The sequence below is a fragment of the Streptomyces sp. 135 genome (genome assembly GCF_020026305.1).
Taxonomy (GTDB): domain Bacteria; phylum Actinomycetota; class Actinomycetes; order Streptomycetales; family Streptomycetaceae; genus Streptomyces.
In genome coordinates this window covers 7,788,400-7,802,955 of the sequence record NZ_CP075691.1, presented here as the reverse complement: position 1 = coordinate 7,802,955, position 14,556 = coordinate 7,788,400, and the positions used below count along the sequence as shown (strand labels likewise).

Genomic DNA, 14,556 nt, shown 5'->3' with positions numbered 1-14,556 from the left:
AGCGCTCGTCACACTCCTCCCTCCAAGGCGAAGCGGTACCGCGCCGAGGGGCGGCGTTCGCTCAGTAGTACGGCGAACGGCGCGACCCAGCGGCCGGGGCCGCACACGTCACGTACGGGCCCGGTGAGCAACCCGTTGTGCACGCGCGCCACCAGACCCTCCGCGCTCGCCGCCATCAGCAGGCGCAGCGCGGCCTCCCCCGTGCGCAGATGCAGTTCGGTGTAGGCCCGCACGGCGTCGTGGCGGAGCCAGTCGTCGAGATCGGCCAGGATGAACACGGTCGCCGGCGCCAGGTGCGCGTTGGTCGACGCGACCATCTGGCACTGTCGTAGGAAGGAGTTGAGGGAGCTGCCCGGCAGGAGCTGCCGTGGCGGCGGCAGGGGTGGTTTCCCCAGATGGCGGGCGGGGTGGTCATGGCGGAACAGGCCGGGTTCCGCGCCGGATACCGCGCGCCGCGCCATGAGGAGTGTGGGCTGCGGCAGTCCGTGCCACAGGCCGGGGAAGGCGGTGGTGAGGGCGGCGGTGCACAGGCGTCGCAGAGTGTGGGCGTCGATGGGGTGGGGGGCGGGGACGAATCCCGGGTCGCCGGAGTCCCGGGCGGCGCGCAGACGTTGCCAGCGGAGTCGTGAGGGGGAAGGGAAGCAGGGCTGCGCGGGCCCGACGGCAGGCTCCGAGGGTTCGGTGCCGTCTGCCGGCGTCCGGCGGGGCGGGGCACCGGCGAACGCGCGGTGCGCCGCTGAAGAGAGGACGCCCAGCTCCGCGAGTGCCGCGCAGGGTCGCCGTACGGCAGGTGCCGGAACGTCCGGTACCGGGAAGTGTGCCTCGGTGGTCATTCCGGTCAGCTCGATGAGCGTGAACGCGCACTCGTGCTGCCCGTCGAGCGACAGCAACCGCTCGATCTCGTACGGGCAGTGATCGGGATCCGGCGTCGCCCGCAGCCCCAGCGAGCGCGCGGCCAGGAGCAGTGCGCCTGTCAGGAGTCCAGCCTCTTGGCAGACCAGTCGATAGGCGTAGTCGCCGTAGTGTGCTCCGGTCGTGCCGGGCTCGGCGGTCACCGCGCAGTGGATCCTCGTCCAGCGGCGGTGCCGGAACGGAGTCCGGCTTCGGAGGTGCTGGTGCTCGGGGTAGTAGCGGGCAACGTCCGGATCCTGTCCCTCGTCTCCTCGGCCGATGACCCAGACCGAGCAGGGGAAGACGCAGCGTGCCGACGGGGCGACGCGGTGGTGGCGCCACGAGGACTGGGGTCCGAACTCCACGCAGGTGACTCCGGCGCCGAGCGACAGCAGCGCGGCGAGCGCACGGAGATCCAGCGCTTCACCGGGCCCGGGTCCGCTCGCCCTGGCGAGCGACGGTGTCCAGTCGACCAGCGGGGTGCGCACCACCGGGGGCAGCCGCCGCACCCACTCGACGGCACCGGGCACCCTGACCCACGAGGGCGGTTCGGCGGGTAATCCGCGGGGCACCGCGGAGGGCATGCGGTCGAAGGTCAGCTCCGCGTACCGCTCGGCGGCGGACGCGTCCCCGCATCCCCCGGTCGATGACGGAGGCGCGCCTGTCGCCGGCCGGGTACTCACGGGAACGGATGCGGATGAGGGTTGAGATCGGCCCGGCTCAGCGGCACCGCGGCCAGGCCCAGGGCCAGGGGGACGCGCAGCAGCCGGTCGAGTCCGTTCAGCCGCCGTGCCCAGTGACCGAAGGTCATCGGGATGGCTCCCGGGACGAGCACCTTGGCGCAGCGGAACCCCCCGAGTCGCTGGTCGGCATTGGTCTGGTCGACGACCAGGACGTCGAGTCCGGCCGCCGTGACGCGCCGTGTCACATCGGCGAGGTCCTCGCGCAGATCGGTGTGCCGGTCGGCCGGGAGGTGCCGGTCCTCCGCCTGGGCCAGGGATATCCGCTCCCGGGGGCCGAGCAGGAACTCAAGGCGGTCGAAGGCGTCCGGCGCACAGTACAACAAGCGGTGGTCCTCCATGTGCCGTACTTTGTCCGGGTCCTCCAGCATCCCGGCGATGCGGTGGCGCTGGGAGCGGTACGCGGGCGGGAACTCCGCCGTGAAGGGCGCCAGTTCGAGCAGCGCGGAGCGGAACGCCTTGCCCAGGTCCAGATGTGCTCCGCCCGCGCACAGGGCGCGTGGCTGGCCCGCCCGCTCCCGCTCGTCCACCGCGAGTACCCACACGGCGGGGATGCCGAGGTCGTTGGTGATGTCGTAGAGCCGGATGCGGTAGCCGCTCAACCACTCGATGCGTTCCACCATCAGTGCCAGCTCGGTGTCCCGGCGCGGGTCGAGGATGACCTCGACAGGGGGGATCCGGCTGTACCACGTCAGCAGGAAGGCGTCGCGCTCGGCGATCTCGAAGACTCCGTACAGCGCAGCCTCCGGCAGTGTCGTGCCCAGCGCGCAGCCGTTGGAGATCTCGTACGCGAGGGCCGGGCGCGGCGTGGGCCGGTAGAGCGGCTCGTAGTAGGCGAGACACTCCGGTACGAGCACGGCGCGGTCCTCGCCGAGGGATCGCGCCCAGACCCAGGACAGTTCGAGGTCCTCGTCGAACTCCTGGAACGGGAAGCCCTCGGTCAGGTACTGCTCGTGATCGTGCAGCCCGAAGCGCCGGGGGACGACGGCGTCCGCGCGCAACAGGGCCCAGCTGCCGTGCGTGACCGTGCGGCGCCCGCTCGGCTGCACGCCCGCCGACCGTTCGAGCCCTTCGGTCAGCGCGGTCATCTCGGCGGCCAGGTAGCTGGTCTGCCGGCCGAAGCCGATCTCCTGGGAGGAGGTCACCCGCAGTCCGGTGGGCGCGGTGGCCGATGGGAACAGCCCGTGGGCGCTGCGCCGCAGCCTGCGGACGAGACCGGCGTTCTCGTCGACGTACAGAGCACGCAGCCGGTCCGAGGACGACAGCAGGTCGCTGCCGCGGTAGTTTCCGGGGGCTTTCTTGGGCAGGGCCACGTCGTACTCCGCCGCCGTGGGCGGCGTGTCGTCGGGCAGGTCCGAGCAGACCGGGCACAGCGGGTCCGGCAGGAAGCGCCCGGGTGTCACGGTGAGGTCGCGCAGAGCGAGTGTCAGGAAGGCCCGGTGCGGGGCAAGTTCGCGGGCGTCGAGGGACAGGCACTGCTCGACGAGGGCGTGGCTCATGGAGGGCAGGAGGGCGTGGCGGTCCGCGAAGCACACGGAGCCGTCGCGGACGCGGTCCGCGATCCGCGGGTATGCCTCGGGGCGGCAGCCCGCGCGCCTCGTGACGAAGCAGCGCAGGCAGCCCCCCTGGCCCGGTGCCAGGACGGGGCCCACCACGATGCGGCCCGGCTCCCACCACAGCGGGACGACGGTGGTGCCCGCCGCCGTCCGTGCCTCGATGCGCCGGACCTCCTGATCACTGGGCGGGCCGGCCAGCTCATGGACCAACGGGCTCATCTGTTCCTGCGACGGCGTCACCGCGGCTCCTCGCCCGGGGCGGCCGCCATGACGACCGCCGCGCAGTGTGTACGCCCGACCGCACGGGACGCCGGGTGTGGCTCCGGGAACAGGGCGAGCAACCGTGTCGTGGGCCGCAACCAGCCCCGCAGCCACTGGGCGGCGCGGGACACGGCGGTCGCCGCCGCCGGTGCCGTGGGTGCCGCGAGGTGAGAGCCGTCGAGCACGGGGGCGATCGGCGCGGGACGCAGCGGCTCCCGGAAAACGTCCTCCTGGAGTGCCCGCACCGCGTCGTACAGCGCGTCGGCACCGGCGGTAGCCGTGTCGCAGGCGCTACCGACGCCCACCAGGCCATCGCCGCAGTCGGCCCGTACGACGGCCCATCCTCCGAGGTCGCACAGAGTGCTCAGGGCCGGGCGGTATCCGGCCGCCTCCAGGATGTTGAGCAGTCGTGGTACCTCGGGCCCGTCCGCGGAACACGGCGATCCCGGGTCGAGTGCCACCCCGCGCAGCAGCCGTACGGCGAGGCGGCCGAGCGCGCACGCCACGGCCTCGTCCCGGCCCACCGCCGAGGCCAGGGCGATCGGCGTGGCGCTGTCCTGCCAGGAGGCGAGGCGGTCGGCCGCCACGGTCACAGTGGCGCCGGTGAGGAGGTCGGCAGCCTGCACGGCTTCCTGCGATGCCAGTGCCGCCCACCCCGCGCCCTCCGCTGCCGCGAGGACCGCCGCGACCCGTGCGGACAGCAGATCAGGCCCGTCCCCCTCCGCCGCGACGAGGCGCCCGGCGTCCGATGTGCTGCCTCCCTCGGCGGCCGGCAGTGCGACCGTGGCTCGGCAACGGTGCAGCGGGATCTGGGTGAGCATCCCCTCGTCCACGTCCCTGATCAGCCCGTCCCTCGCATCCACCAGACGGCTCAACTCCCTGGAGGCCAAGGCGCTCTCGCTCGCCCGGGGCGGCAGCGCGGCGGTCCACCCCGCCGGCGTCGCGGGTGCATCGGCCGCGGGATCCGTCGGGAGCAGGGCCAGCGCACGCAGGTTCACCTCGTCGCTGACCAGGGTCGCCAGATCGACGCGTACCGCGCGCTCCCTGAAGTCGTCGGCCGGTATCCCGGTGAGCTCCTTGAACGCGGCGAACGCCAGCTGAGCGGCGACGATCCGTGCGGTGGGCTCCGCGAGGAACACGCTGCGACGCTTGGCCCCGGCCACGCCCGTTCTGGCCCACAAGTCGGGTGCGCGCACACCCCGGTCCGGCTCGCACAGCGGCCCGAGCCATGCGTGGTCCTGGTGGACGGCCCCCCACAGGACTTTCTTCCCGGCCCGTCGGCTCGTGGCGTCGATGCGGTGCGCCAGGTCCGGGTCGAATGCGTCGGCGAAGTGCAGGACGATCTCGTTGGCGCCCAGCAGGCCTGCCAACTCGGATTCCGCGGCGTCGTCTCCCGCCGCACCGACGGCCGGGAGCCGTGTCGTGCGGACGGTGATGCCAGGGTCCCGCTCTCGCGCTGTCGCCAGGGCGGGCTTGAGAGCCGCTTCGAGATCGGCCGTCGACGCCGAGGTACCCGAAACAAGCGTCGTCACACGACGGTTGCCGAGCTGGATCAAGGCGCATACCAGCCCCTCCAGCACCAGCCCCGATCCCACGCACAGTACGGGAATTTCGCGGAACGCCTCGTAGCGTGCCGCGGGCGAGTCGCGGAAGTACTCGATGAAGGCCAACTCGCCCGCGTAGTCGCTCAGTTCACGGTCGGTCAGGCCGTGCGGACGGTCGTGGCCCGAGTCACGTACGAATCCCGCTTCGGCAAGGCGCCTCAGCAGCCCTCGGACCTGCTCGGCGACGGCGGGTGCCAGGCCTGATACGAGCTGGCCCACGTCCGCCGTCCCATCGAGATGGGGGGCGATCCTGTTCACCAGCTCGTACGAGGACTTGCCCCGGATGGTCAGGGACGAGGCGTTGCACAGCAGGAACGCGCCGTCTTCGTGCGGGACCCACAGGGCGTCGGTGCGTAACCGGGGTCGTGAGCTGTCTCCCCACACCGGGAGAGGCGCGGATCGCGGGGCCGTAGGACTCTGCATGCTTCCCTTTCAGACGCTGCCGTGCGAACGCCGGCCGGATCATGTCGGGAACGGCCGACCCGTGGTAACGGGTCGGCCGCGTGACTCCGTCAGGTCGAGCAGCTGCACGACGAGGTCGAGCAGCAACACGATGCGCCGACTTCGGTCAGGCCGTGGCCCATGCGCAGCGACTCAAGACCGCCCTCGGAGTCCGCAGAGAATTCGAAGCTCTCCACGTCGAGGTCACTCAGGTCCAGAGTCGAACGCTCCGGCGTGCCCGGTATGCTCTTCTCCATTTTGCCCCTCCCTTCCGCATCTTCGGTGACAGAACAGCTCGACTCTGCTGTACATGCCGAGACGCGGACATCACGCGTGAAGGGTCAACTGCCCGCCCACCGGACTAGTCCGAAGTAGTTCCCCAAGGACTAGACGGGAGGGTTGCCAGAGGCCTGGAGTGCCCTGCCTGGTACCGGAAGTTGGCAAGAAGGGCTGTCGGAGCCGGCCTTCTGTGTGGATAGTGTGGTTGGAGTGGGGCTCTACCTGGCGTCGCCGTCCGACCACGGCGATCGGGAAGAGACCTAGCCGCGTGTTGAGGGAGGCGACAAGGCGACCCGCCATCTGCCCTGGCTGTCTCACGCCTCGTTCGCCTGCCACCACCGCAACACAGCTGTGAATCGGATGGTTCGGGCAGTTGAGCACGTCAACGGGGGAGTGAAATGAGTATCGTCATCCATGGTCTGTCGCCGGTCACCAGCCTCGGCGTCATCACTGCGCTGCTGGAATCCTCGGACCTCTTCGAGTTCGAGCACTTCACTGACGTACATGATCCGGCAGAAGTGCAGGCGCTGGTGAGCAAGGGGGATGTCGACCTCGTCATCACCGATCCCACCCAGCCATCGCTGAACGCCGGGCTCGCGCTGTGCCGGGAGATCAAATGCCGCGCCGTCGCCCCTCCAGTGCTCGCGTTCTGCGAGATTGCCTCACCGCGTCATGTCCTGCTCTCCCATCTCGGGGAAATCGACAGCCTCGTTCATGCCAATGAATTGCCGGACCGATTAGCCGCAGCGGTGCAATCGACGCTGTGCGGCTCCAGGGAATGGCTGATCGGCCCGCAGGAGGAAACGTCGGTGCCCTGGGCCGATTCACACACGCTGACCTCCCGCGAACAAGAAGTGCTGTGGCTGCTGTCGGAGCGATGTACCAACGGCCAAATCGCGCACACTCTTTCGATCAGTACCAATACGGTGAAGAACCATGTGGCCTCGGTGCTTCGCAAGCTCTCCGTCAAGCAGCGCTCCGAACTCTTCGCCCAGAGTGGGTCTGCCGAGCAGCGCCACAATGCGCGCGCCTGACCCCCCTCTCGTCCCCTCCCTGCTCTGGACACCGGCTCTGCTGTGGCAGTCGGCCGGTCCGCGCCGACTGCGCGTCGGAGCGGACCGGGCTCAGGCCGAACTGGACCGGCTGGCCGCGGACGGGGCGCTCGTCGTCTACGATCCCGGCGCCTGCTCCACCTCGATACACCTGGGACGTACGGCCCTGCCGCTCCCCCTCGACGAGGGCCCGGAAGCCCCCTGGCGCGTGGCACGGGAGGTCGCCCGACGGGGTGCCCGCACCGTCGCCGTGGTCGGCGGCGGTGCGGCCATGGACACCGCGAAGCTCGCCGTCGCCCTGGCAGCGGGCAGCGAGCCGCGCTACGCCGAGGGACCGCCCTCCGGGCTCGCGCTCCTGACTCGTGCGGGCCGCCCGGCTCCCGCGCTGATCGCGTTCCCCACGACCCTTGGCACCGGCTCAGAGACGAGTGGGGTGGCGCGCATGGCCGTCGGCGGCCGGCGCTCACGGCTCGTCTGCTCGGCGACGCTGCGGCCCGAGGGTGCGGTCCTCGACCCCTGCCTGACGGACACGCTGCCCGCGCCGCTGCTGGCGGCCGGCGCGATGGAGATCCTGCTGCGTCTCATCGGCCCGCTGCTGGGCCCGCATCCGATGGGCGCCTCGTCGTCCGCATGGCTGATGGAGACCGCGGTGCTGGTACGGCGCACAGCGGATGCGCTGCTGGCGTCGGATTCGCCGACCGGGTGGGAGGTGTCAGCCGGACCGCACGGCACCCCCCGCGTACCGGACACTCTGCTCGCACCGCCGCCGTCGCAGCGCGATGCCGGGCGGTCGGCGTACGAGCGGTCCGCGTACGAGCGTAGGTCCGCGTACGAGCGCAGGGCGGGGTTGCGCCTCCGCCTCGCGGCGATCAGCGCCGCCTCGCATGGAGTGTGGCCGCGCGTCGGCGCTTCCCCGTTCGCCTTCCTCCTCTGGTACTTCGCCGACACGGCCGCCGCAGTCACCGGAACGGCCAAGAACACGGCGCTCGCCCGGCTCTTCCCCGCCTACCTGGAACGGGCCCTCGGCGCGCCCGGCCGGTGCGCTTGGGCGGACGGCGACCGCGCGCGGCAGGTGGCACGGCGTCTGTTCCCCGAAGAGGCCGCCACGGGGAACTGCCCTGCGGACTTCCGTGCGGCCGCCGCACGCCTGCTGCGGCGCTGGGGCGTCGCCTTGACCACACCGTTGGCTGCCGACCCGGTCGAACTGGGCCAGGCGGTCGTCGCCTCGTGGCCCCGCGCTCTGACCGGGCTCACACCCCAGGACGCGGCGGCGCTCTACGAGGCGGCGTCAGGTTCGACACGCTGAGCGGCCGCCCTCAGACCCGACGCAGCGAACCCACCGCCCATCGAAGCGCCAGTACGGTCAGCGCGGCGCAGGTGAGGAGGGCGACGGGGAGCGAGGCGTCGCCGTAGTCTCCCGCCATGGCAGACCGGGAGGCCACGACCACGTGGTAGAAGGGGTTGGCCTGAGCGATGTAGCGCAGCCAGTCCGGGGCCAGGGTGAGCGGCAGCACCACACCCGAGAGCAGCAGCAGGGGCAGGCTGAGGAACCCCATGGTCTGCGACATGAGGTTCTCGTCGCGCAGGACGAGCGCGACCGCGTAGGAGAACGTGGACGTCATCATGATCACCACCGCCAGCAGACCGAACGCCGCCAGTAGGCCAAGCAGTTCGGCGTCGAGTCCCATCGCGAAGGCGACCAGGATCAGGATGACGCCCTGCGTACCGATCGCCAGGACGTCCCGCAGGGCTTTGCCCAGGATGAGCGCGGCGGGACGCATGGGCGACACCACCATGCGCTCGACCACCCCGGCCTTCCACTCGGATATCAACTCGAAGCCGGTGTAGAGCGATCCGTACAGGGCCAGCATCACCAGCAGGCCGGGCGCGAACAGGTCGAAGGCTTCCGAAGGGCCGTCCGGCCCGGTGAGACCGGAGGAGGCCAGCCCCTTCACGAGAGGGCCGAAGAGAAGCAGCCACAACAGCGGCTGCATGACGCCCACCACGATGACGACGGGTGAGCGCAGCAGCCGCCGGGTCTGATAGGCGAAGACAAGTCCGGTGTCACGTAGCACGAAGGTCCCTCCCTGGGGTCCACGTCGGCACTGCGCAAGGGGAGTTCATGACGCGGCCGGGGGCTCGGCCCCCTCCGCCGCACCCGCCGTCCGCAGGGAGGAGCCGGTGTGCTGGAGGAAGACGTCGTCGAGGCCGGCCGACTCCAGGCCGATGGGGACCGCGCGGACTCCGTGAGTGTCCAGCGCGCGCACCACAGCGGGGATGGCGTCGGCGCCGTTGTCGACGTACACGCGCACGGCCCCTGAGGTCTCCCGGATCTCGCGAACGAAGGGAAGCCCCGCCAGCGCGTCCTTGACGCGGTCGGCGCCATGTTCACCGACGGCGACGGTGAGGGTGTCCCCGCCGATGCCGCGCTTGAGTTCCGCCGGGGCCCCCGAGGCGACGATGCGGCCGCGGTCGATGATGCCCACCCGGTCACAGAGGGCGTCGGCTTCTTCCAGGTAGTGCGTGGTCAGGAACACCGTGGTGCCCGCCACCCGCAGTGCGCGGATCTCCTCCCAGAGGGCCGCGCGGGCCGCCGGATCGAGGCCGAGGGTCGGCTCGTCCAGGAAGAGCACCCGGGGCCGGTGCACCAGGCCCAGCGCCAGGGCCACCCGGCGGCGCTGCCCGCCGGACAGCGTGCGCGGCAGCCGGTCGGCCAGGTCGCGCAACCTCAGTGCTTCCAGGGTCTGTTCGGCCGCGCTCCGCGCCGCGACCTGGTCCAGGCGGTGCAGCCGGGCCTGGAGGATCAGGTTGTCGAGCACGGGCATCCCCTCATCGGCGCCTCCGGTCTGCCCGACGTATCCGATCAGTCGGCGCGCCTGCCTGATCTGCCCCGGCAGTTCGCATCCCGCGACGCTGACCCGACCGGAGTCAGGTGCGAGGAGAGTTGCGAGCATGCGTACCGTCGTGGTCTTGCCCGCTCCATTGGGGCCGAGAAATCCGAAGATCTCCCCGTCCGCCACATGCAGGTCGATGCCCCGCACCGCCTCCACGGCTCTGCCCCGGCGCCGGAAGCTCCGGGTCAGCCGCTCTGCCTCGATGGCTGCCATGCCTGTCCCTCCCTGGGTGACCGAGCGCGTCAGATGTCGAGGTCTTCCACGGGCTGCTGCCGGGCGTTGGCCTCCACGACGTGTGCGAGGTCGCCGGGGAGAGCGGCCTTGAGTTCGTCGAGGTGCTCGTACACGTCGAGGGTCATCTCGGTGCTGCCCGCCGGGTCCCAACCCGGCTCGCTGTCGAACTCCGTCACGTTGTTCCAGTACTCGATCGTGTACCGGGGGTCCTGAGGGTCACCCCACGGCGCGTGATCGGCACTCGGCGCCTCGTCGAAGTGCTTGCGGTGCACGGCGAACCTGTCTTTCCTCGTGTGATAGACGGCGATCCACTCGCCACGGCGGCCCTCGGAGGCGGGCCGCTTGCCCTGCGCGATCCGCCGGGCAACGAATCGCTTGCGGCGATAGATCCCCTCGCTGCCGACGCGCACTTCGACCTCTTCGAATCCTGCCTGGTGGGCGTCCTCGATCTCGACGAAGCGCTGCAGCGCCCGGCTGATCGCGGCCGAGAGGTTTCCGCCGGTCAGTTCCTGGGCGCGCTGGAAGAGCGCGACGTCGCTCTCACCGACATAGATGGTCCTGTTGGGCACGATCGCTCTCCTCTATGTACAGGTATACGTATACGCTAGCGAGGGAGTGTCTGGGGTTCAACTCCCTTTCAAAGATCACTTTTTGGGTTCCCTCGCCCCTCTTGTCACCCCTGTCGCGGGGCCCGTAGCGTGCGTCGAAATGCCCGACTTCCCAGGGCGATTCGGGCTGCGACCGATCGGGGACCCCATGACGCAGAGCACCTCAGCCACGCCCCCAGCCGCCGAGACGGCCATGCTGAACCTCCTGTACAGCGCCCCCTTCGCGGCGCAGATGATGCGCGCCTTCGCGAAGCTGCGCATCGCCGACCACCTCACAGAAGGACCCAGGAGCGCGGCGGACCTCACCCAGGCCCTCGGAGCGCACCCAGGCGCCCTGACGTCCTTCCTCAACGCTTGTACGGCGCAGTCGTTAGTGACCCGGAGCGAGGACGGACAGTACGCGCTGACCGAGCGCGGCCGCCTCCTGCGCTCCGATTCAGGGGTGGCGGCGCACGTCCTGTACGCGGCGGGCCCCGGAGTGAACCGCGCCTACGAGCAGATGGACGAGGTGGTCCTGACCGGCCGCTCCGGTGGCGACCTCACAGGGCGCCACGTCTACGACTACTACAGCGAACACCTCGAAGAAGGCGCGGCGTTCGAGAAAGTGATGTCGGAGACCACCACGAACTGCGTCAACGCGCTCGTGGAGACACATGACTTCACCGCGTACCCGCGCATCATGGATGTCGGCGGCGGCCGTGGCACCCTCCTGAGCCGTGTACTGGAAGCGGCGCCCAAGGCGCAGGGCGTCCTGTTCGACATGCCCCATGTGATCGACATGGCCAGGTCCTCGCTGCGTGAGGAGGCAGACCCCGATGTGGTGAGTCGGATCGAGTTCACCGGCGGCAGCTTTCTGGAATCCGTCCCGCCCGGCGCCGACCTCTACATGATCAAGAGCATTCTGGTCGACTGGCCGGACAGCCAGGTCGCACGCCTCCTGGCCAACCTGCACAGCGCGATGGCCCCTGGGGGCCGACTCCTGGTCGTGGACTGGTTCGGCAGGGACGCGGCGGAGGCGGGTCGGTCCGTCGAGGGCTACGAGGCCATCGTCAGCTTCTCCGCCTGGACGCTCTGGGGCGGTCGTCTCCGCGTGCGTACGGAGTTCGAATCGCTCCTCGACGCAGCGGGGTTCACCGTCGAACTGGTCGAGACCGCCTTCGCCCCCGGCCTGTTCCCCTGGAACCTGATCGTGGCTCGCCCCAAGGAGCGCTGACGCCCCTCCTCGCTCCCACCCCGTATGCCTCCCAGCAGGTCAGCGGGCCCGACATGCAGGCCCCGCAGCAGTTCGTGAACCAGTCGCCGCGGGATCCGCTGCCGGTCCGGCAGCGGATCGCCGAGGCCGGCTACGGCGTCCGCATCCCGTTTTGGGTCTCGGCACTACTAGTCGCAGTACGTCTCCAACGTGCCCCGGCGCCGCACGTCCAGCGTCGCGCAATGGAACGCACCGCCGAACGGCGCGTAGTGCAGCAGGTCGCACGGGATCGGCTCGAACCCCCAGGATTCGAGCGCCCGCAGCATGCCGGTGTGGTGCCGCTCGGCGATCACCCGCTTCTCGTCGATCATCAGCACGTTCATGCTGAGCCACTTGCCGCACATCGACGTCATCTTGAGCAGGCGCTCGTCGATCGGGTCGGGTTCGGGGGCGACCAGGACGTCCCACGAACGCAGCACGTCGGGCAGGCGGTCGACGTCGATGTACTCGGGGTTGACCAGGACCTTGCCGGGGGCGAGCAGGACGAACGTCGTGTCGATGTGCATGGGTGTGCGGCAGCGGCTCTCGATCTCGTGGATGCGATAGCCGGGCCCGAGATGGCGGCGCAGCCAGTCGATGCCCATCTGATTGGTGACGTTGCTCCGCGTCACGAACAGATCGCGGCCCGCGCGCATGAAATCGGCCGCGTCGAATACCGGCTCGAACTCGGTGAGGATGTAGCGCATCGGCTCGCCGTCCTTAGGCGGCCGGAAATCCTTGTCATACAGCTCTTCGGTGAGCTGGGGCTTCGGGGCGGCCGTCCAGCGGGCGCCGCGGCGGAAGTAGTCCTTGAGGAGCGCCCGATAGGAGTGGGTCTCGTAATACCGGCACGGCCACGCCATCGGCGTTTCGATGATCTCGTCGCCGATGACGAGCATGCCGTCGCGAGGACAGGAATTGCAGAAGCCGCGCGAGGACCAGTCGGGGGTGGCGAAGCGCTGCTTGTAGTCCACCGCGTCCGGCCGTGTGACGGTGACGCCGAGGGACTCCAGGAGAGTGACGAACTGGTCGAGTTCCTGCTGCGCGGGCTCGATGAGCCTGCGCGGGTACTCGAAACCGGCGGCCAGTCCTTGCAGCCGCGCCGCCCAGCTCGGAATGTTGCAGGCCACCACGGGGTGGCTGGAGGGAATCGTCGCGCCGTCGAGACGCCCGACGATCACTTCCTCCAGCGGGTCCCACTCATTGTGCGAATTGACGGGCGACACGAGCGTTTCACTGCCGGTCACCTCTGCCGTAATGCCAGGCCTTTGCGCTACGCCCATGTTCACCGCTTCCGCTCGCAGAAACAACGACTCACCGAACTCAACGCTTTACCACAGGTGACGCGGCCCTCGTCGCACGCCGGGCATACGCGTCGTACGCCGGGCATACGTCGAGTACCAGCCTCCGCGGTATTCATGCCACCGCCACGGCGGCCGCCACGCGTGGCCGGATCGTGAAGATCCGGGTGGGGGTACGCGCACCCGCTGTGCACAGATGCGGCAGGATGACGTCCGCGCCCGGCCGGACCTGTGGCCCGGCGCGACCGAACTCCCGGAATCGAGCAGGTATCACAAGGTGTCGACACATCACATACGCCGCGTGCAGGCGCACTCGCCCCGTACGACAGGGGTGAACCGATGACCCGTGCGCTCACACTGCACGACTGGATGATGGCCGGGATCGCGGTGGCCGCCGGCGTCGCGGCCGGACTGCTGCTGCGCGCGCTGCTGCGCTGGCTGGGCGAGCGGGCGAGCCGCACCCGGTGGAGCGGTGACGACGTCATCGTCGACGCGCTGCGGACGCTGGTGCCGTGCGCGGCCATCACCGCCGGGCTCGCCGCCGCGGCGGGCGCGCTGCCGCTCACCCCGCGCACCGGACGCAACGTCACGATGACACTGACGGCCCTGCTGATCCTCGCGGCGACGCTGACGGCGGCCCGGATCGTCACCGGCCTCGTCAGGGCCGTGGCGCAGTCGCGCTCCGGGGTGGCGGGCTCGGCCACCATCTTCGTGAACATCACGCGGGTCGTCGTGCTCGCCATGGGATTCCTCGTCGTCCTCCAGACCCTCGGCATCTCCATCGCACCGCTGCTGACCGCGCTCGGCGTCGGCGGTCTCGCGGTCGCCCTCGCGCTGCAGGACACCCTCGCCAACCTCTTCGCCGGTGTGCACATCCTCGCGGCGAAGACCGTGCAGCCCGGTGACTACATCCAGCTGAGCAGTGGTGAGGAGGGCTACGTGGTCGACATCAACTGGCGGAACACGGTGGTCCGTTCGCTCTCCAACAACCTCGTCATCATCCCGAACGCCCAGCTGGCGAGCACCAACATGACCAACTTCAGCCGTCCCGAGCAGGAGCTGTCGATCACGGTGCAGGTCGGGGTGAGCTACGACAGCGACCTGGAGCAGGTCGAGCGGGTCACGGCCGAGGTCGTGGACGAGGTGATGAAGGAGATCACCGGTGCGGTCCCCGATCACGAGGCGGCGATCCGCTTCCACACGTTCGGGGACTCGCGGATCAGCTTCACGGTGATTCTCGGCGTCGGCGAGTTCAGCGACCAGTACCGCATCAAGCACGAGTTCATCAAGCGCCTGCACCAGCGCTACCGCGCCGAGGGCATCAGGGTGCCCGCCCCGGCCCGCACGGTCACCGTGCAGCAGGGCGAGCTGCCGCCGCCGCTCGGCATCCCGCACCAGCGGGACGTCTCCACCCCGCCGCGGGTCCACTGAGCGCGACGCCGAGTGGCGGCCCGCGGTCGGCCA

At 70.2% G+C, this 14,556-nt stretch carries 12 protein-coding genes; 4 read left to right on the top strand and 8 right to left on the bottom strand.

The genetic code is table 11. The annotated features are described in order from the left end of the window. Positions 1-8: 8 nt before the first annotated feature. The 4 genes from KKZ08_RS34690 to KKZ08_RS34675 all read right to left on the bottom strand — a co-directional run bounded on the left by KKZ08_RS34690 (position 9) and on the right by KKZ08_RS34675 (position 5,750). Positions 9-1,475, bottom strand: coding sequence for a nitroreductase family protein (locus KKZ08_RS34690; RefSeq protein ID WP_223778196.1), 1,467 nt, complete (start codon positions 1,473-1,475; stop codon positions 9-11). Positions 1,476-1,570: 95 nt separating this feature from the next. After that, entirely contained in the window at positions 1,571-3,427 is a 1,857-nt protein-coding gene (locus KKZ08_RS34685; protein WP_223778195.1) for a TOMM precursor leader peptide-binding protein, read from the bottom strand. Further along, positions 3,424-5,475: a hypothetical protein gene (locus KKZ08_RS34680; RefSeq protein ID WP_223778194.1), complete on the bottom strand. Its 2,052-nt coding sequence runs from the start codon at positions 5,473-5,475 to the stop codon at positions 3,424-3,426. Before KKZ08_RS34680 ends, KKZ08_RS34685 begins: the two co-directional genes overlap by 4 nt. A gap of 89 nt (positions 5,476-5,564) precedes the next feature. Further along, positions 5,565-5,750 carry a thiomuracin/GE37468 family thiazolyl RiPP peptide gene (locus tag KKZ08_RS34675; protein WP_223778193.1) on the bottom strand — a complete coding sequence of 62 codons (186 nt, stop codon included), beginning with the start codon at positions 5,748-5,750 and terminating at the stop codon, positions 5,565-5,567. Positions 5,751-6,170: 420 nt separating this feature from the next. Here KKZ08_RS34675 and KKZ08_RS34670 point away from each other — a divergent pair, with 420 nt between their 5' ends. Together KKZ08_RS34670 and KKZ08_RS34665 are read left to right on the top strand one after the other, a co-directional pair. Next, positions 6,171-6,806, top strand: a complete 636-nt coding sequence (locus KKZ08_RS34670; protein ID WP_223778192.1) for a response regulator transcription factor — start codon at positions 6,171-6,173, stop codon at positions 6,804-6,806. Beyond that, the gene (locus tag KKZ08_RS34665; RefSeq protein WP_223778191.1) at positions 6,793-8,130 is read left to right on the top strand and encodes an iron-containing alcohol dehydrogenase; all 1,338 of its coding nucleotides are present in this window, start codon (positions 6,793-6,795) and stop codon (positions 8,128-8,130) included. Before KKZ08_RS34670 ends, KKZ08_RS34665 begins: the two co-directional genes overlap by 14 nt. A gap of 10 nt (positions 8,131-8,140) precedes the next feature. On the opposite strand, the gene KKZ08_RS34660 is transcribed toward KKZ08_RS34665, so the two are convergent. Genes KKZ08_RS34660 through KKZ08_RS34650 form a run of 3 tightly spaced genes read right to left on the bottom strand, consistent with a single transcriptional unit; the run spans position 8,141 to position 10,521 of the window. After that, on the bottom strand, positions 8,141-8,899 hold the full coding sequence (locus KKZ08_RS34660) for an ABC transporter permease (RefSeq protein WP_223778190.1): 759 nt from the start codon (positions 8,897-8,899) through the stop codon (positions 8,141-8,143). Positions 8,900-8,944: 45 nt separating this feature from the next. Continuing rightward, positions 8,945-9,931 (bottom strand): ATP-binding cassette domain-containing protein, encoded by a 987-nt coding sequence (locus tag KKZ08_RS34655; protein WP_223778189.1) that lies wholly within the window; start codon positions 9,929-9,931, stop codon positions 8,945-8,947. A gap of 29 nt (positions 9,932-9,960) precedes the next feature. Further along, on the bottom strand, positions 9,961-10,521 hold the full coding sequence (locus tag KKZ08_RS34650; protein ID WP_223778188.1) for an EXLDI protein: 561 nt from the start codon (positions 10,519-10,521) through the stop codon (positions 9,961-9,963). Positions 10,522-10,708: 187 nt separating this feature from the next. Here KKZ08_RS34650 and KKZ08_RS34645 point away from each other — a divergent pair, with 187 nt between their 5' ends. Next, a complete protein-coding gene (locus tag KKZ08_RS34645) occupies positions 10,709-11,773 on the top strand; it encodes an acetylserotonin O-methyltransferase (protein WP_223778187.1) in 1,065 nt (354 codons plus the stop codon). A gap of 167 nt (positions 11,774-11,940) precedes the next feature. Here KKZ08_RS34645 and KKZ08_RS34640 read toward each other — a convergent pair whose 3' ends face one another. Continuing rightward, positions 11,941-13,074, bottom strand: a complete 1,134-nt coding sequence (locus KKZ08_RS34640; protein ID WP_223779317.1) for an amidinotransferase — start codon at positions 13,072-13,074, stop codon at positions 11,941-11,943. A gap of 357 nt (positions 13,075-13,431) precedes the next feature. Between KKZ08_RS34640 and KKZ08_RS34635 the strand changes: the two genes are divergently transcribed. After that, entirely contained in the window at positions 13,432-14,523 is a 1,092-nt protein-coding gene (locus KKZ08_RS34635; RefSeq protein WP_223778186.1) for a mechanosensitive ion channel family protein, read from the top strand. Positions 14,524-14,556 lie beyond the last annotated feature (33 nt).